Origin of the sequence: Corynebacterium aurimucosum (genome assembly GCF_030408555.1) — a bacterium.
GTDB classification, from domain to species: domain Bacteria; phylum Actinomycetota; class Actinomycetes; order Mycobacteriales; family Mycobacteriaceae; genus Corynebacterium; species Corynebacterium aurimucosum.
In genome coordinates this window covers 1,129,571-1,147,794 of sequence record NZ_CP047048.1, presented here as the reverse complement: position 1 = coordinate 1,147,794, position 18,224 = coordinate 1,129,571, and the positions used below count along the sequence as shown (strand labels likewise).

General features: G+C 61.7%; 14 protein-coding genes and 1 tRNA gene. 4 read left to right on the top strand and 11 right to left on the bottom strand.

The annotated features are described in order from the left end of the window. Positions 1-16 precede the first annotated feature (16 nt). Positions 17-90, top strand: a tRNA-Arg gene (locus tag CAURIM_RS05385). A gap of 199 nt (positions 91-289) precedes the next feature. Here CAURIM_RS05385 and CAURIM_RS05380 read toward each other — a convergent pair. The 8 genes from CAURIM_RS05380 to CAURIM_RS05345 form a co-directional block, all read right to left on the bottom strand. Then, a complete protein-coding gene (locus tag CAURIM_RS05380) occupies positions 290-730 on the bottom strand; it encodes a hypothetical protein (protein WP_201828374.1) in 441 nt (146 codons plus the stop codon). 383 nt (positions 731-1,113) lie between these two features. Further along, on the bottom strand, positions 1,114-1,323 hold the full coding sequence (locus CAURIM_RS05375; RefSeq protein WP_070710964.1) for a hypothetical protein: 210 nt from the start codon (positions 1,321-1,323) through the stop codon (positions 1,114-1,116). 181 nt (positions 1,324-1,504) lie between these two features. Next, positions 1,505-1,798, bottom strand: coding sequence for a molecular chaperone GrpE (locus CAURIM_RS05370; RefSeq protein ID WP_070644741.1), 294 nt, complete (start codon positions 1,796-1,798; stop codon positions 1,505-1,507). Positions 1,799-1,863: 65 nt separating this feature from the next. Further along, positions 1,864-2,373, bottom strand: a complete 510-nt coding sequence (locus CAURIM_RS05365) for a MarR family winged helix-turn-helix transcriptional regulator (protein ID WP_201828375.1) — start codon at positions 2,371-2,373, stop codon at positions 1,864-1,866. A gap of 24 nt (positions 2,374-2,397) precedes the next feature. Beyond that, the gene (locus CAURIM_RS05360; protein ID WP_201828376.1) at positions 2,398-4,983 is read right to left on the bottom strand and encodes an AAA family ATPase; all 2,586 of its coding nucleotides are present in this window, start codon (positions 4,981-4,983) and stop codon (positions 2,398-2,400) included. A gap of 3 nt (positions 4,984-4,986) precedes the next feature. Then, positions 4,987-6,111, bottom strand: a complete 1,125-nt coding sequence (locus CAURIM_RS05355; protein ID WP_201828377.1) for a metallophosphoesterase family protein — start codon at positions 6,109-6,111, stop codon at positions 4,987-4,989. Between the two features lie 62 nt (positions 6,112-6,173). Further along, a complete protein-coding gene (locus tag CAURIM_RS05350; RefSeq protein WP_070644745.1) occupies positions 6,174-7,007 on the bottom strand; it encodes an SWIM zinc finger family protein in 834 nt (277 codons plus the stop codon). Continuing rightward, complete coding sequence (locus CAURIM_RS05345; protein ID WP_201828378.1) at positions 7,008-10,079, bottom strand: DEAD/DEAH box helicase; 3,072 nt, start codon at positions 10,077-10,079, stop codon at positions 7,008-7,010. It lies immediately after the preceding gene. Positions 10,080-10,322: 243 nt separating this feature from the next. Here CAURIM_RS05345 and putP point away from each other — a divergent pair, with 243 nt between their 5' ends. The 3 genes from putP to CAURIM_RS05330 all read left to right on the top strand — a co-directional run bounded on the left by putP (position 10,323) and on the right by CAURIM_RS05330 (position 13,244). Beyond that, positions 10,323-11,885 (top strand): sodium/proline symporter PutP, encoded by a 1,563-nt coding sequence (gene putP / locus CAURIM_RS05340; RefSeq protein ID WP_070443710.1) that lies wholly within the window; start codon positions 10,323-10,325, stop codon positions 11,883-11,885. Positions 11,886-12,210: 325 nt separating this feature from the next. Further along, positions 12,211-12,753 (top strand): HNH endonuclease family protein, encoded by a 543-nt coding sequence (locus CAURIM_RS05335; protein ID WP_070443707.1) that lies wholly within the window; start codon positions 12,211-12,213, stop codon positions 12,751-12,753. A 47-nt stretch (positions 12,754-12,800) separates the two neighbouring features. Continuing rightward, positions 12,801-13,244 carry a DUF2269 domain-containing protein gene (locus tag CAURIM_RS05330; RefSeq protein WP_070443704.1) on the top strand — a complete coding sequence of 148 codons (444 nt, stop codon included), beginning with the start codon at positions 12,801-12,803 and terminating at the stop codon, positions 13,242-13,244. 103 nt (positions 13,245-13,347) lie between these two features. Here the strand turns inward: CAURIM_RS05330 and CAURIM_RS05325 are convergent, their stop codons facing one another. The 3 genes from CAURIM_RS05325 to hutI form a co-directional block, all read right to left on the bottom strand. Then, on the bottom strand, positions 13,348-15,342 hold the full coding sequence (locus tag CAURIM_RS05325; protein ID WP_201828379.1) for a DEAD/DEAH box helicase: 1,995 nt from the start codon (positions 15,340-15,342) through the stop codon (positions 13,348-13,350). Between the two features lie 76 nt (positions 15,343-15,418). After that, the gene (locus tag CAURIM_RS05320) at positions 15,419-16,969 is read right to left on the bottom strand and encodes an RNA/DNA-binding domain-containing protein (RefSeq protein ID WP_201828380.1); all 1,551 of its coding nucleotides are present in this window, start codon (positions 16,967-16,969) and stop codon (positions 15,419-15,421) included. A 58-nt stretch (positions 16,970-17,027) separates the two neighbouring features. After that, positions 17,028-18,206 carry an imidazolonepropionase gene (hutI, locus tag CAURIM_RS05315; RefSeq protein WP_201828381.1) on the bottom strand — a complete coding sequence of 393 codons (1,179 nt, stop codon included), beginning with the start codon at positions 18,204-18,206 and terminating at the stop codon, positions 17,028-17,030. Positions 18,207-18,224 lie beyond the last annotated feature (18 nt).

Sequence of the window (18,224 nt, the reverse complement as noted above, 5' to 3'; positions counted from 1 at the left end):
GCATTTCGCCAGCGATGCCCTTGTAGCTCAGCGGATTAGAGCATCGGTTTCCGGTACCGAAGGTCGCAGGTTCGATCCCTGTCAGGGGCACTTTTTCATGCCCACATCTCTCTCATCAGGCCGCACCCCGGCCCTCATTTTCAACGATGCCACGAGTGCGGGAAAGCCTTTCGCTCTCTGCATTCCCCCAGACCTGAAACCCGCAACCTGCAGGTGGGCGTCGCCCAGCGCTGGGTGACACCCCACCTCCCACCAGGAGGTTGCGGAATCCAAGTCTGGGGATATAGAACTAGCGCAAGCGCGCCTCGATATCCGAGACCACTTCCTCCGGGTTCTTCGCCGAAGCGATAAGAGAGTCCGGGCCATGCTCTATATGAACCGTTGGCCCAGAAACGATATAAGCCGGTGCTCCGTCGACAACACGCGGGCCCGCACCTTCCTTGAGCCCAGTCTCGGGACCGATGCTTGCCCCGGTGATATCACTGAGTGGAATCCTCTTCGTGAATATACCCAGGATGGAAACAGCTACGTCGTCGTCACTCACGACGATCTTCACCCGCATCATGATGCAAGCCACGGTTGCAACGATCACCAAGGCACCGAAAAGGACTGCTGCCCACGTAGAGTCAATCATCGTGGGAACCACAGCTGCCACGACGGCAAGGCCAACGATGATTCCCAGCCACTGGAGCGGGCCGTTGAGATAGCGAACGTAGATGTGAGAGTCCATGGCGTTCACACTATCGGATGAATACACCCTTCGCGCTCACCGAAGTCGCGGACGGCGACTGATTGAGACCGACGGTGAGCGCGAAGGGCGAAGAATTGCTCAACCGAACACTAACTCTCAGGCTCAACACTGCCCTAGTTGCCAAAGTTCTGGCCAGATCTTGCGGCGAGCGCGATGGTTTTGGCAGCTAGGGCAGTTGCGCCGCCTGGGCATGGTTCTGCGCATGCATGAAACCCTCCCCAAACCACGGTGGCTTTCGGCTCAGGGGAACAAGGTTGAGGGGTGCGGCAGGTTGGAAGAACGAAGCCCCAGCAGACATTGCTGCTGGGGCTTTACGTCAAGCTGCTCTCCCCCGCCGGGCGGTGAAAAGAGAGCGAACCAGTTTACTGGGTGATGTACTGATTGACGATTGGCTGGGTGATGTCCAGGGTGCCGTGCTCGACGTAGTACATGCCGAACATCAAAGCACCAAGCAGCACCACGGAGAGAAGCATGGAGGGAATCCACTGAACGAAGACGGATACCCAGCCGTCAGCCTTGTCACGTGCAGCTGCTTCGCGCTGCTCCTGAGCCATATCGCGCTCGACGATCATGTTTAATCCTTTCACTTAGCTCCCCTAGCCAGACTGCATTCTCATGGAATGCCTTCTCTTCACTGCACGGGGGATGCTCGCCCTTTAACACAGAGTATCTTAGCAGTTTATGCAGAGCCGCCCGTAGTTAAACGCAGATCTTTCAGAACGCATCCGCCTTTAGTTTGACGCCGACTGTGGCCTAGACCCCAGGATCCTCATTGTTATTGAGCGCTTCGACGAAATCTTCACGGTCCTGGAGCATGCTCTCAATATCTTCTTCCGCGCCAATAATCCACAGCTGCGAGGCATCATCGAAGGTTAGTGCGCCCTCCGGATGCTGCTCAAGGGCTGCCTCAAGCGCGGTGGCTTGTTCCTCGGTGAGCTCTTCCAGATCCTCAACCGAACCCACCTGCACGCTGAGTTCCTTCAAGGGAGTGATGCCGTACGTAACGTATTGGCGCTGCGGATGCTCAAACAGTTCTTGTCCCATCATGGTGTGGGAAGGTCACCTCCTGGTGAATTAACGGACGGGCCCTACTCTACCCGCGCCAGGCACGGCTAGTCTGCGTGGAGGCCCAGGCGTTCGTCCGGAACGAAGCCGTCATAGCCCGGAAGATTATTCTCCGACAGGACGCCCTTGCAAAAGCGCAGAAGCGCCGGAACATCGGCAGGATCGAGGTGATCAAACACCATGCGACGCACCGACTCGACGTGCTCAGGAACTGCCGCCTCCAGGCGTTCCTGGCCGGCCTTAGTCATGACGACTTCAACGCCACGCGCATCGCCTGCGCACTTTTCCTTGCGCACCAAACCGCGCTTTTCCATGCGTGTGATCTGGTGGGAGGCGCGGGAGCGGTCCCACTCCAATTCCGAGCACAACTCGCGCAAACGCAGCATGTGATCGGGTGCCTCCGAAAGCGAGACGAGGACCGCAAACTCCGCCGCGGAGATATCGCTGCAGGCTAAGAGGGTTTCCTCCATGCCGCGATTAATCTTGCGAATGCTGGCGAGAATGTGCCGCCAGAGGTCCTGTTCGCTTTCCGTGAGCCATCGAGTGTCCGCAGTCATGGCTCACACCCTACACTCCATGACTTAAGCGCTTGTAAGTCTCTCCATATCTAGGTCCATGCGCCCCGGTACCCACGAGTAGCGCTGCGGCATACAGGTCAGCACGATGACCTGAGTGTTTTTCCCGGCCTTGCTGAACAACGCCGCCATAAGCTGAAGGCGCTGCGAGTCGGTAGACCCTAACGCGTCGTCGATGACGACGGGAACCGGTTCGCCGGACACTAGCTGAGCGATGGCAAAGCGTGTCAGGATGCTCAGCTGTTCTTTGGCACCGCCGGAGAGCGCGTCGAAGGACACGGTCTCACCGTTACGGCTGCGAGCTTGGACCTTGAGCTCTTCGGAGAGCTCGAAGTCCACGTCACCGCCAAAGACGGTGCGAGCCAAACCATTAAGAGCCGTGACAAAGGGCGCGGCATAGCGCTGGCGGGCGGCGTCGCGGTGGCGCAGCATGAGCGTGCGCAGGTAGCGCGCGGCATTCGCACGGCGCTCGACAGCGGCATGGCGCTCACGAGCCACTTCGAGCTCCGCGGCAGCTTTCTCTGCATCCTCAGCTGCACCAGAGTGCATAGTGATAAGCCCGTTAAACTCGCGCATATCGCCAACCGCCGCATTGACCGCTGTGTTCAGCGAATCAACGTGCGTGTGTGCTCCCCTAGCTAGCTGCTCTGCGGTGTCGACATCCACGGTGGACATCTCCTCCAAAGCCGCCTTCTCCTTCGCCAGCTCAGTCCGTGCTGTCTCAATCGCGGCGGTCACCTCGGCATCACTGAGCTGGGCGCGGGCGGCCTCTACGGCTGCGGCCTGAGCATCACGCTGCATCGTGGCCTCCTCCGCACGGACCATCGCCACCTCCAGTGCGGCGCCCGCCTTGTTCTCGCGGTAGGGTGCCAGGGCGCGGTCGAGCTCATCCAGCTTCCTGCGCAGCTCCTCTTCTTCCTGCTCCACGACGTCGAGCTCCCGCGGCTGTGCGGTGGAATCGGTAGAGCCGCCGGGCCCCTCGGTGTCCTCAGCATCGGCCGCGCCCGCCTCGAAGCGAGCATGCAACTCACCCAGGTCCTCCCCACCCAGCGCCGCAGTGAGTTCGCGGGCCGCGGTATCGGCAGCGGATACTAGCTCTACGTGTTTTTCGTGGGTGGCACGGGCGGCCTCCACGTCCTCGCACCCGGCGTCTTCCAGCAGGCGTGTGAGCTCCGCGCGGGCTTTCCCCACGCCTTCCTCACCGCTATCGCCCGCACCGGCTGCATAGCGGGCGGTGATGTCGCCGATTTTCAGCGTGGTGCCCTCGCGCAGTTCGACTGCCAGTTCTTGACCGCTCTCCAGCGCACGTTCTTCGCCATCGACGCTAAAGGAGCCCTCGCCAGAAAAGTAAAGCTTGGCCGCCGCAGCCGCGCGCAGGCGCTCCTGGACGGTGACCTCGCGTGCAGCGTCCTCCAAGGCCTGAAGGTTCGGAACGTCGGGAGTCGCGGCCAGTTCACGGCGGCGGGACGCCAAAGTCTCTTCCAGTTTGTTCAGTGCTTCGAGGCGGGTACCCAGGGCCTCGCGTTCAGCGCGTTGCTGGGCTCGGCGGGCGCGCTGGCGCTCCTCGCGCACGGCCTCATAGCGCTTATGAACCTCGGTGCGCTCTTCCTCTAGCGTCGTGCGGGCGGCGGCTTCTTCCTCGGCCCGCTCGCGGGCTTGAATAACCGCTGCGGCGGCACGCTCAGCAGCCGCGGCAGCTGCGGCATGCTCAGCAACCACAGCTTTACGGCGCTCCGCTTCCTTCTCCGCGCGCGTCACAGCCTCCGCCGCCCGAGTCACTGCAGCCTCCTGCGCGGTGACTTTCTCTTGGGCGGCCCGAGCGGCAAGCAGCTCACCGTCACGGCGCTCGCATTCTTCCGCGGCCGCCGGAAGAGCTGCTTCAGCCTCGGCTTTCTTCAGCTCGGCGGCTTCATAGCGCTCCACCACGCCGTCGAGTTCGCGCAGCGCGGCCTCGGCGGCAGCGTGCTTCTCCTCAGCATCCGCCAGCGCAGCAATGGCAGCCTTATAGTCTCCTGCTGGCTTGTCTGTCTTCGCGGTGAAGTACTCCTTGTATTCCGCTTCGATGCGCGTGAGCAGTTCAGAATCTTCCGCCGCGGCACTCGCCCCGGTTTTTTCTTCGAGTGCGGCAGTCAGGGAAGGAATGCCCACCGCGGCGATGCCTTGGTGGGGGTCGTCCTGGCGGACGAAGAGGGCGTCGAGAAGCGCGCGGTCCACGTGCTCACTAAGGATGCGCTCCAACTCCCCATCCGCCTCGGCACCGGTCCACTGGCCCGGGCGCGGGGAGAAAACATGCAGCTCCGAAGTGCGCTTCTTCACCCACCGCTTGCGAATGCGGAAGCGGTAAGGCCCCACGGTTGCCTCCAGTGTGACCTCAGGTCCCACATCACGGCCGGCAGGCTGCAGCGCCCTCACCGGTTTGGAATTTGCCGTGTGCTTTTCCGTGAGCACGAAATCGATGGCCTCCACCAGCGTGGACTTTCCAGCTTCGTTCGGCCCACCGATGACCACCACCCCGGTCTCCGGGAGGTCTTTGACCTCCAGGTGCTCCACGCCCCGGACGTTGTTCAGTTCAACAGAATGCAGCTGCATCATGGTTTAGGCTCCCTTCGCGCTGAGGCGGAACAGCAGGTTGGCGGCGTCGCGGGCAGTGGGATTATCTAGGTCCTCGAGCAGCTCCGCTAGCGCATCGGCGGCGTACCCGCTCAAACTCAGCTCGCCGAGTTCTTCTTCTGAGGGCGCCAGAGGCAGGTCCATGGTCCTCTTGCGCGGCTTGAGGGAGGCAAAGACCTCCTCCATCTCCGCCAGGCCCTGCTCCAGACGGGCCTGCGCGCTCAAGCCCACGGTGCCACGCAGGCTGTACTTCACCGCGGTACGAATCTTCTCCGGAACGGCATCGAGCTCCGCAAGAAAAGCCTCGACCTCCTCCAGTGAGTTAACGTCCGCATCAATCGCCCGGAAGTCCCAACGGCCAACGTGGTGCTTGGCCACGTCCACCCGCTCTCCCTCAACGGTCACCACCAAGGCGTTGCCCGAATCGCGCTCCCTATCGTCGAAGGCCGTGGTCTCCGGGCTGCCGGAGAACCATACCTTGCCGGTAGAACCGAGAGATTCGGTGGAGTGTGTATCCCCCAGCGCCAGGTAATCGATAACACCCTTATCCAGGCACTCTTCCACGAAGGCGAGGTCGATCGTATCGGCATCCGAGTCCTCGCCCTCGCCCGCGCGGGATTCCACCTGGCCGTGGCCCACCGCGATGCGAACCGCGCCCTCCTCGGCAGGCTCTAAAGGCTCCAGCGCACGGCGCACGAGGTCATAATTAGCCCGCTTAGACAGGTAAGGGGCACCAACGATCTCCAAGCCTGGGCGAACCTCAATCGGCTCCGAATCAGCGATCACGTGCACGTTATCCGCAAAGGAGTTGAAGAAGATGGAATCCGCCACGAGCGGATCATGGTTGCCGGGCAACAAGTAGACCGGAACCGGCAGGCGCTTGAACATATCCTTCGCGCGCAACAGCGTGGTTTTGCTCAAGGAGTTGTGCTCGAAGACGTCACCGGCCACAACGATGAACTCGGCACCCGTCTCGGTGGCCAACTCCCCCAGCCGCAAGACCGCTGCTTCGCGGTCATCATCAAAACGCGACTGCGCCGCGGGACTTAAAAACCAGCGGGTCATGCCCAGCTGGAAATCGGAGGTGTGGATGAACGTGACCGCGGCCATGCAAACTCCCTACAACGTTATCCAGGGCTGGTGCTCAAGCCGCTGCCCTGGGGTGGCAATGTCTAGTGCGTCAGATGATAGTAAAGGTCCTCGACATCGGAGACCGCCCGAAGCAAATCTATGTTCGTATGGCTGACAGAACGCATGGCCTTGCGCAGCAGTTCCGGGTCGGAATCATCCACGGCTGGAGCAGTTTTGGGCTCCGGCAAGGGCGGCAATTCTCGCCCCTCCCAGAACAAGGCATTGCGTTCCTCGGCAGAGATTTCAGAGGCCGCAGAAGCGGAAAAAGAGTCCTCCGAAGCCGCCTTGGCCTGTTCCATGACCGCTTGTTCCAGCCGCGCGAAGTCGAGGCCACGCAGGGCAAAAATCACGGAAGGATCGGCATCCATCCGGGCCGCGAGGCGGTCCGCCACCGCCACGACGTGTTTGCACACATATTCCGGGTCGGGGCAGGTGCAGGAAAAGCGAAGGTCGTCGGGGTACTCGGCGATGAGAATGTCGAGGGAGGCGTCGGCAAGCATGCCTTCCTTGGCCTTCGCCACGGAGTTGGGGGTACGTGCGAACATCTCCGACAGCCGCCCGATGTCCTCGTTATTGCGGTAGGGCACCTGGATGAGCACCGCGAAAGGCTCGTTCTGGGAGCCCGCAACCTTTCCGTGCACCGCGCCATTGCGCACATCGAGGCCCACGACATGGCCCTCGGTGGCGTACTGGCGCCCGCGGCGAATGCGACCGGAATCCGTTTGCTGGTTGACAAAGTTGAGCAGGCGCGTGGCCGCCGGCTGCATGGTGCGCACGCGGTCGACGCGGTTGACCTCCTCCGGCGTGCTCACGCGCTTGCGGGTGCCGAAGTTGGCGTAGATGACGTTGTTGTCCTCAGGACTCTTCGGTGCCATTTACTTCTCCTGTTCCCTATAGCTCATGAGATCCGCCAGCTGCTCGGGGCTCAGCTCCGTGAGCCAGCCCTCGCCTTCGCCCACAACGGCACCGGCCAGCTGCGTCTTGCCGTCGAGGATGTCCTGGATGGATTCCTCCAAGGTACCGGCGGTGATCATCTTGTACACCTGCACGTTGCGCTGCTGGCCAATGCGGAAGGCGCGGTCCGTGGCCTGGTTCTCCACCGCCGGATTCCACCAGCGATCCATGTGCACGACAATCGACGCCGCCGTGAGGTTCAAGCCGGTACCACCCGCCTTGAGCGAGAGCAGCATGACGGGCGCACCATCATCGGCCTGGAATTCCTCCACCATCTGGTCGCGCCGGTTCTTGCTCACCCCGCCGTGGAGGAAGGGAATCTCGCAGCCCAGCTGCTCAGACAGGTAGGGCTGGAGAACGTCACCGAAGGCCTTGTACTGGGTAAAGATCAGTACGCGCTCCGAGGATTCGATGGCCTGGTCGATGATCCGCATGAGTTCTTCCACCTTGCCGGAGCGATGCTTGCCTTTGATGGTGACGGCGCTGCCATCGGCCAGGAAGTGCGCCGGGTGGTTACAAATCTGCTTAATACGGGTCAGCGAAGCCAAGATGAGGCCGCGGCGCGAGATGCCCTCCTTCTTCTTTCCCAGAGCCTGCTCCACGTCATTGACCAGAGCCTTATAGAGGGCAGCCTGCTCATCAGCCATGCGCACGGTGATGATCTGCTCAGACTTCTCCGGCAGGTCATCGATGATATTCGGGTCCGTCTTGAGGCGGCGCAGGATGAACGGGCCGGTGAGCAGGCGCAGGCGCTCCGCCATGACATCGCTGCCCTCGCGCTCGATGGCCTTGGCAAAGTGGTTGCGGAAGAAGGAAGCTGAGCCCAGGATCCCGGGGTTGCAATAGTCCAGGATGGAGCGCATTTCCGACAGCCGGTTCTCAATCGGCGTACCGGTCAGCGCCACGCGGTGCCGCGAGGGGATGGCGCGCACGGCCTTGGAGGAGCGCGTGGAGGCGTTCTTGATCGCTTGGGCTTCATCGAGGACCACGCGGTCCCACTCCACCTTGCTCAAGGTCAGGAAGTCACGGCTGACCGTGCCATAGGAGGTGATGACGATATCGGCGTTCTGCGCCGCCGTGACCAGCTCCTCGCTCTTCAGGCGCCCGGTGCCATGTTGCACCATGACCTTAAAGTCCGGCACGAAGCGCTTGGCTTCCCTAGCCCAGTTGCCCACCACGGAGGTCGGGGCAACCACCAGGGTGGGCTTCCACGCCCCTGCTTCCCCCTCTGTCTCATGGGCGGCCTTTTCTACCGCCAGCAGGGACAACAGCTGCAGCGTCTTGCCCAAACCCATGTCATCTGCCAGCACCGCGCCGATATTGTTGCGGGACATCCAATACAGCCAGTCGACGCCCCGGCGCTGGTACTCGCGCAGCTCGGCATGGACCGTATCGGGGATCTCCACGCGGTCGGGCGCGGTACTATCCATCCCACCGAGCAAAGAGGTGTGCCACTCAGATCCGGTGAACGCTACTGGGTCCTCCGCCATGGATTTCAACGCCATCTCGCGTAGGTCCGCAAGCGTGACCGCTTCCTCTTGCTCGCCCTCGTTGAATTCCTTGCGGCGGCGCTCCACCTCCGCAACGAGCTCTTCCCAGCCAGGCTGTTCCAGCTGGCGGGCCATCTCCGCGGTCGCGGCGAGCTGCTCCAGTTCCTTTAGGGCGCGCTTACGGGCGGTATCGGCCAGTTCGCGCATGTACTGCGAGATCTTGTTGAGGGCCTGTGTATCCGCCATGACCCACTCGCCGCGCAGACGAATCAGGCCGGACTTGGAGGAGATGAGCTCGTGCATTTCGGCGTCGGTAAGCTGCGTATCCCCCACCGAAAGCTTCCAGTCATAGCTGAACAGCTTCTCCATGCCGATGTGCGCCTTGGTGGCGGCATCAGCAGGATCGCGCACCTCTGTGGTTTCCAGCTTGGCTTTGGTCTCCATGTGGGACCACGACTTGGGCAGCAGCACGGTAAAGCCGGCTTTGCGCAGGGCGGCGGCGTCGTGGGTGACAAAATCCACGAGCTGTTCCGTGGTCAGGTACACATCCCAGTCCCCCGCATTCCGGCTCGCCGGCGCGGAATTGTACTTTAGCCGCGGAGCCACATCGAAGGCGTGACGACGGGCTTCACGCAGCTTCTCGACGCTCCCCCGGTCCAACTGGTCTTGGCGCACCGGCAGGGGTGAATCGGTCCCGGAGCGAACCAGCAGACGGATGGGCCACGCTGCGTCCTCGACGGCGACATTATCATTTGGTGGCTCCTCCACGAGGAACACCAGCTGCAGATCGACGGAGGTAATGGAGTCCTTCCACTCGTTGAGCCCGCGCAACAGCTGGGCCCGCCCTTTCTTCACGGGCGCGGTTTTCAGCAGCGCTTGGGCGAAGTCGTGCCAGGGGGCAGCACGTGGGGCGTCGATCTGCGGGCGCAGCTGGGCATAGGCAATCCAGTGCGTGAGCTCATCGGCCAAATCATCAGACAGGGCCCGGTTATTAATGGACAGGATGCCGGGTGCAGACGCCAGCATTTCCGCCAACCAGCTGCGCTCGCCCAAACCGGAGGCCAGCTGCCACATCGGATACCACTCGCCGGCTTGATAGGACAGGCGGATGGTCACGCGGCCGGCGCGGACAAAACGGTAAAGCCCGCGGTAGGCGCGGATGAGCCACAGGAGATCCGGCGCGATGGTCGCACGCTGCTCCACGGAGACCGCTTGGCTTTCGGTGTCGAGGTATTCCAGCTTGGCCAGTGTTTCCACCGCTTCATCCGGGGCAAACATGGCCATGGGCACCATGAGGGAGACATCCTTGCCCTTCGGAGTGCGCAGGGAGACTCGCGCGCGGTTGCGGAAGGTCTTCTTGCTCAGGATGCTATCGACCACATCCGGGAAAGTTCCCTCTGGGACTGCTGAGGGCATGATGATCTTGTGCCCTTCGACCTGTTCGATCCATAGGCTCAGGCCGGAGACGGGCAGCCAGAGGCCATGCAGCAGGTAAGAAGCCATAGGGCCCAGTTTAGCAGCACGCCTTCTGGGGGTCAGGGTTGCAGAAAGTTCCCAAATCCAGCCCAAATAAGCAATCGTTACAGTCTCGTTACATAACGACGTAACACCAGTAAGACCGTACATTAAGCTGTGACCAAGGTAACCAAATACTGGTCAACCAGCCAATTTTCAGTTGGGTAGGAGCTTGTGCCTCGTTAGCGTGGTGAGGTCCTATTTTTTAATCTCAATCTCAAGGAGAGATCAGTGCAAGACTCCACTTGGTATGTCGTTGCGATGATCATCTACCTGCTTGCCATGGCCGCTATCGGCTTCTGGAGCTACAAGCAGACGGATGAGTATGACGACTACGTTCTCGCCGGCCGCGGCCTTCACCCGTTCGTAGCCGCCCTGTCCGCCGGCGCTTCCGATATGTCGGGTTGGCTGCTCATGGGCCTGCCGGGCGCTTTGTTCCTGACCGGTATGTCCGAGCTGTGGATGGCCATCGGCCTCCTCATCGGCGCTTGGGCCAACTGGAAGTGGGTCGCGCCGCGCCTGCGCTCCTACTCCGAAATTGCCGGCAACTCTATTACCGTCCCCTCCTTCTTTGAGAACCGCCTGCACGATAAGTCGCGCGTGCTGCGCATCATCGCGGCGGCGATCATTATCTTCTTCTTCACCTTCTACGTCTCTTCCGGCATGGTGGCTGGCGGCCGTTACTTCGAGTCCAGCTTCGGCGGTGACTACATGGTCGGCATGCTCGTCGTGGCTGCCGTGACGGTCTTCTACACTTTCGTCGGTGGCTTCCTTGCGGTGTCCTACACCGATACCGTCCAGGGCCTGCTCATGTTCGCCTCCCTCATCATCGTGCCGATCATGGTGCTCTTCTCCTTGGACAACCCGGGCGAGATCTTCAGCTTCGCTGCTGAGAACCCCTACGCCACCAATGGCGTTATTGAGAACCCCGATTACTTCTCCCTGTTCTCTGGCGTATCCGCCGCCGTCATCATCGGTAACTTGGCTTGGGGCTTGGGTTACTTTGGCCAGCCGCACATCATCGTGCGTTTCATGGCGCTGCGTAAGCCTTCCGATGCCCGCGCGGGCCGCTTCTACGGTGTCAGCTGGATGGGGATTTCCCTGATTGGCGCTATCTTCGTGGCGCTGTCGGGTACCGTGTTCTTCACCCAGACCGGCCACTCCATTACTGACCAGGAAAACTACGAGACCATCTTCCTGGACATGGCTCAGGTCATGTTCCACCCGCTGTTTGCTGGTCTGGTTCTGACCGCCGTTCTCGCAGCCATCATGTCCACGATGTCCTCCCAGATGCTGGTTGTCTCCACCTCCCTCATCGAGGACCTCTACCTCATCTTCGCTAAGAAGAAGCCGCGCCAGGAGGTTCTGATCAACCTCTCCCGTACCGCCGTCGTGGCCATCGCCATCATCGCTGCCGTGCTGGCCATCAACCCGTCGGATTCGATCCTGGGCCTAGTTGGCTTCGCCTGGGCTGGCTTCGGCTCCGCCTTCGGCCCAATCGTCCTGCTGGCGCTGTACTGGAAGCGCCTCAACTCCACCGGCGCTATCGCCGGCATGCTCACCGGTGCGATCGTGGCCATCGGCTGGGGCATGAGCCCGCTGGGCGATACCCTCTACGAGCTGGTTCCGGGCTTCATCTCCGCTCTACTCGTGGCTGTCGGCGTTTCCCTGGCCACCAAGGCCCCGGATGCGAAGGTCACCCAGGAGTTCGAGGAGGCTACCCGCTTGGCCAAGCTCGTTGAGAAGAACGATGACTTGGACTTCGAGGAGGCCGCAGAGAAGGTTCAGAAGTAACCCTCCTCTCTCCCCGATCCTTCTGCGCAAACCCCGCTTCAGCAGTCCAGTTACTGCTGTGGCGGGGTTTCGCTTGTGATTGACTCGGATGGCTCTACAAGGTCGCTACTCAAAAGCCTCTATTCAAAAGGCATTTCTCAAAAGGTGCCTTTGCCTCGAAAACGCCGTGTGCGAGCCTCTAAAAGGTGCCTTTGCCCCCAAAGAAACCTTCTGACTAATGCCTTTTGGGAAAAGCCGTATGGCTGCCCCACCTAACCCGTTTCTACAGTCACGTGCTTCCTGCTTATACGGGAACCGCTCATACACCCAAGCAGTCTAAAAGTGCATGAACCTGCGCGCGGCCTATATCGGTTTCCTCTCTATAGCCACGGTGGCCTACGGCGGCTACCACCTCCTCCCCGGCCCCGACCTGGGTGTGACTACCGTGCCTGCGCGCGTGGAGGCCCCTGGCTATGACCGCGATGACTTCGGCGGCTGGGCTCCCGGAACCCGCGATAATGTCAAAGCCGCGCAGACCACCAACGGCACACTCTATGACCCCTATTCCCGCGCTCCGGCGCCGGCGCGCGTGGAAGTCGACCACGTCTTTCCGCTCTCAGCGGCCTGGGACCTTGGCGCATCAACGTGGCCGCGTGATAAGAAAATGGCCTTCGCCAATGATCCGCTCAACCTCGTCGCTACCGCCCGCAATTTGAACCAAGCCAAGTCCGATTCCTTGCCGGCGGACTGGCTCCCACCGGCTGATCGTTGCGACTATTCGCAGCGGCTTGCCGCTGTGGCCCGCAAGTATCAACTCCCGCTTCCCTCCCGCGACTATGCGGTCATGCGCCACCAGTGCCGATTCGATTTCATCTCACAGCACCGTTAGACTTTCGCTGGGAAAAGCCCCGTACAGAAAGGTAAAGCGCACTCCCCATGACTAGCTTGCTCATTTTCCTCCACGCCTTCGCCGCTATCTTGTTGGTCGGTACCGTATGTATCTCCACCTCCGCCTTCCCAGCACAGCTGGCAAAGGCTGGCGCTGGTGATGCTTCGGCTGCTGGTGCCGCCGGCATCCTCAACAAGATCACCTCGACCTATGGCTATATTTCCGCCATTGTTCCGGTTATTGGCCTGGCCGTTTTCCTTACCGACCTGGATGCCTACAAGTCCCAGGTCCAGTTCCACATTGCCCTTCTGCTCTCCGTCATCGCTTGGGTTATTCTGCTCGTGGTGGTTATCCCGAAGCAGAACAAGGCCATGGCTGCGATTGCTAGCCCGGGCAGCGCCGATGTGGCCAAGCTGAAGAAGCAGCTGGCTATGTTCTCCGGCATCTTCAACCTGCTGTGGGTTGTCTGCGCCATCCTGATGTACGTCTAAACTTTCCGGTTTAGCCCTCAATAGCAAAACCTCCCAAGCCCTCAATGAGAGTTTGGGAGGTTTTCTCGTGCAGCATTAAGGCCGCTGCGTTGCCTGGCAGAGACTAGTCGCGCCAGCCGCCGCGGCGCCCACCACGATCACGACCGCGTCCACCGCGGTCACGGTCGCGGTATCCGCCGCGCTCACCGCGTCCACCACGGCCACGTCCACCGTAGCCGCCGCGGCCGCGATCATCGTCGAAGTTCCGGCGCGGTGGGCGGCCGGTGTCCTTCTGAATCTTGATGAGCTGTCCGGAAATACGGGTGTCCTTCAGACGATCCAGCACCGCCGGGTCCAGGTTCTTCGGCAGGTCCACCAAGGTGTGGCCCACCGCGATGGTGATGCGGCCGAAGTCCTTGGAGGACAGGCCACCTTCATTGGCCAGCGCGCCCACGATGGCTCCGGGGCGCACGTTCTGGCGCTTGCCGACGTCCAACCGGTACGTCTCAAAGTCCCCGTCCGGTCGGCGCGGGCCGCGGTCACGGTCGCGGCCAGCGCGCTCACGGCCACGGCCACGCCCGTCGCGTTCGAAGCGGTCGCGCTCGCGACGGTCCTTCTTGGATACCGGACGCTCCTTGAGCAGGAAGTCCGTCCCGCCCTGTAACTGCACGGCCAGAGCAGCAGCGATATCATCCATCGCCACGTTCTCAGCCGCGGAGTACTCGCGCACCATGTCACGGAAGAACTCGAACTGCTTGTCCTCCTGCGAAGCGCCGATGGAAGCGAAGAACTTCTCCTTGCGCTTAGCGTTGACCTCATCCGCGGTCGGAAGGTCCATCTCCTCCAAGCGGGCATTGGTCACGCGCTCGATGGAGCGCAGCATGCGGCGCTCACGCGGGGTGACAAACAGGATGGCCTCACCAGTGCGGCCAGCACGGCCGGTACGGCCGATGCGGTGCACGTAGGACTCGGTGTCATTCGGGATGTCGTAGTTGACCACGTGGGTAATGCGGTCCACGTCAAGACCGCGAGCAGCCACGTCGGTAGCCACCAGGATGTCCAGGCGGCCATCCTTGAGCTGATCGACGGTGCGTTCACGCTGCTGCTGGGCAATATCACCATTGATGGCAGCAGCGTTGTAGCCGGCCTCCTTGAGGCTGTCGGCCACGTCCTCGGTCGCGTGCTTGGTGCGGCAGAAGACGATGATGGCGTCGTAGTCAATGACCTCGAGGATGCGGGTGAAGGCATCCATCTTGTGGCGGTGCGGGGTCAGCAGGAAGCGCTGCGTGATGTTGTCATTCGTGCGGCGCTCCGACTTCACAGTGACCTCAGCGGGGTTGTTGAGGTACTGCTTGGACAGGCGGCGAATCGAGTTCGGCATGGTGGCCGAAAACAGTGCGACCTGCTTTTCTTCCGGGGTGTCCTCAAGAATGCGCTCGACGTCTTCCTGGAAGCCCATGTTGAGCATCTCGTCCGCCTCGTCGAGGACGAGGAAGCGCAGCTGTGAGATGTCCAGGGAGCCCTTCTCCAGGTGGTCAATGACGCGGCCTGGGGTGCCGACGATGATCTGGGCGCCACGGCGCAGCCCGGAGAGCTGAATGCCATAAGCCTGGCCACCGTAGATAGGCAGAACCTCGATGCGACCCAAGTGGTCAGCGAAGGACTGGAAGGAGTCCGCTACCTGGAGGGCCAGTTCACGAGTGGGTGCCAGGACCAAAGCCTGCGGGTAGCGGGCCTCGGTATCGATCTGGGAGAGAACCGGCAGCGCGAAGGCTGCGGTCTTACCCGTACCCGTCTGGGCGAGGCCGACGACGTCGCGGCCTTCCATGAGGATCGGGATGGTTTCTTCCTGAATTGGGGATGGCTTGGTAAAGCCCACCTTGGACACGGCTTCCTGAACGTCATCGGGAAGGCCGAGGTGTGCAAAACCCTGGGAGTTGTCGTTGGCTGATTCTTCTTCAGCGCCGGTGTCCTCAGGGTTATTCGCAGCCCCGGTGTCCTGATTCGACACCTGCGAAGCGTCCAATGCTTCGCCACCTTGCGAGTTTTCCTGAGATTCCGACTTATTGAATTCTTCCGGCTCGTTGACGCCGCCGGTGGCGTTATCGGTAATGCTCATTGCTCACACCAGAGTACGGTACCAACATCCAATTAGCTATTTCGCCGAAGATTTACCCGAGCTTTTCCACTAGGGGCTACTCCTTCGCAGCGTAACGCGTGGCTCGGTCACCGTGTTTGCCGCGCATGATGACGTGCCCAGACTCGATAAGCTTGCCCAGCGCGTAACGCACCTGGCCGCGGGTGAGCTGCGTACTGTTTACGATGTCCACGAGCGAGAGCTCGCCCTTCCGGCGCAACGCAGCAAGCACAAGTGCGGGGTTTCCGCCGAGCTTGGCGACGAGCCCGTCTTCCACCACACTGCCCTCACTGCCTATGCTCGCAGACTCCGGAGCAGACAGAGAGGAAGCGTTAGCGCCGTGCGGTGCCGCGTCATGTTCGTCATCGTCTCGCCCCGCCCTCCAGAGGATCACGGTGAAGCGCACACCAGTGTCGATGAGGACGGGCGGACGCAATCCAGCTTTCCGAAGCGATTCAAAAACCACCCGCATTCCTCCGCCCTGGCCCTCAATGACACGCTCGCCGTCCTCAAGCCGCAGCTTCGTGCTCAATGTGTATAGGCGCGGGTTCACAGCGACGGGTGACAGCATCTTTCCCCTAAGCTCTTCCACGGAGATGCCCCGCAATCCACCGGGGCTGGTCACAATCAGTGCTTGGCGGGTCAGCCGGACAGTGACAAATTTGCCGGCGCCTAAGCTTTCTGGGCCAAGGTCGCGGTGGACCACGGCATTAGCAATGACTTCACGAACAGCCTCCAGCGGTAGTTCTGGAACCTCGCGCAGGTGGCCATCTGTGTCATAGACCAAGTCAGTGTCGATATTCCTGTGCACCCACGCCACGGCTCCATCCACCAGATCCGGCACAGGGCCGTAGAATTCCTCCAGATTCCGGGTACGCGGTCCTTCTTCCCCCGCTGGGTATTGCACGGCCGCAGAAATATGCAGGTCGGGAAAGAATCCCTGCGGAAAGCGCCCCAGAGCGTATAAACCTGCCACACTCAGCTGCCCTTGTGAATCAACCACGCGGAATAGCTCCAGCAGCTCGGCATCGCTCGCACCCCGCAAACGAGGGGTGGCGCTGCGCAGCTCCGCCACCGCCTCCTTAAGCACCGAAGCATCACAGACTTCTAGGTTTGACCCGGGAACCGGTGCTGAGTCATAGGCAATGGCCTCGCGAGCGTGCAGCTTATCCACCTCGACCATGCGAAGATCATTGGCGCTCATGACGTAGTCACCATCCGCCATTCGCAGGTAAGGCCGACCCCGATAGAGTGCCGGCCGCTGGTGCGGCAGCACGCCTTCGACGTGTCCAAGCACGACAGCTCGCCCTTCGACGTACAGGGTCTGAGTCTCAATGAAGGGCGCGGGTTCCACTAGAGTGCGTGCCTGATCCGCCAGCGCGCTTTCGATGGCGCCGGGATCGTCCACGCCGTGCACCGCAAAGTCGGGTTCCGCCACTCCAATAATGACGGTGCCACCGCGCGGCATGTTGGCGAAGGCACACAGAGTAGCCCCGAGGGACTGCGGCATTCCCCCGCGTCCCGACTTCACTTCCACGGTCGTAGTATCCGACTGCAAAAGGCGACAGTGCTCGAGGTATTCCTCGAGCTCATCAACCGTCCACATCATGCCTGCAGAATACCGCAGACTACAAAGTTTTACACTCTAGAGTGCAAGACTTTACGTTCTAGACTTCACGGCCACCCACGAAGGTCTTCCAGGTCATCGGCATGCCCGGGCGATAAGCCAGGTGGATAGCGCTCGGGGCATCGAGGACATGCAGGTCGGCGGCAGCACCGACCACCAGCGAGCCCTTAGCCGGGCGGCCTTGCGCGTCCTTACCTGAGCCAACATCCTGGCGGCGCAGCGCGGTGGCACCGCCCAGCGTGCCGGCGGCGATGGCCTCATCAAGCGTGAGGTGCTGCTGGAGCACAGCCGTGGTCACGCAGAAGTTCAGCGAGGAGGTATACGAGGTACCCGGGTTGAGGTTCGAGGCGATGGCGACGGTCGCGCCGGCATCAATAAGCTTCCGGCCCGGCGCCAGCGGCTCGCGTGTGGACAGATCGCAGGCTGGCAGCAGCGTAGCCACCGTATCGGAGGAGGCCAGCGCCTCGACATCGGCATCGCTGAGGTAGTTGACGTGGTCCACGGAGGCAGCGCCCAACTCCACCGCGAGTGCTACGCCTGGGCCCTCGCCGAGCTGGTTGCCGTGCACTCGCACGCCTAAGCCCCGGGCCTTGCCCGCCTCGAGCACGCGGCGCGACTGCCCCTCGTCGAAGGCGCCGCGCTCGCAGAAGACATCGATCCACTGCACGTGCTCGGCCACACCGTCCAGCATCGGGCCGACAACCTCGTCGAGGTAAGTCTCGGCTTCCGCTCCCGGCGGCACGAGGTGTGCGCCGAGGAAGGTAACGTCATCGACGTGGCGAGCCGCCACGCGAGCGGCCTCCACCTCAGATTCAGTATTAAGACCGTAGCCGGTCTTCGTCTCCAAGGTCGTCGTACCCCCGCGGCGGGCGGCGGCAATGCGCTCCACCAACAGCTTTTCCAGGCGCTCCTCCCCCGCCGAGCGGGTAGCGTCCATGGTCACCGCGATGCCACCGGCCTGGTAGGACTCACCCGCCATGCGGGCTTCGAACTCGGCGGAGCGGTCGCCGTCGAAGATCATGTGCGTATGAGAATCCACCCATCCCGGCAGGACCGCGCGCCCGCCCAGGTCGACTTTCTCATCCGCGGCCGGCGCCTCGGACTCCGGTCCGATCCAGGCGATGGTGCCGTCGGTGTTGGCGATGAGGGAGGCGTCGGCAAGCGTGCCAGCCTCCGACACCGTGCGCAGCTCTGAGATTCCAGTAAACAGGGTGGACATGATCTTCTTTTCCTCTCT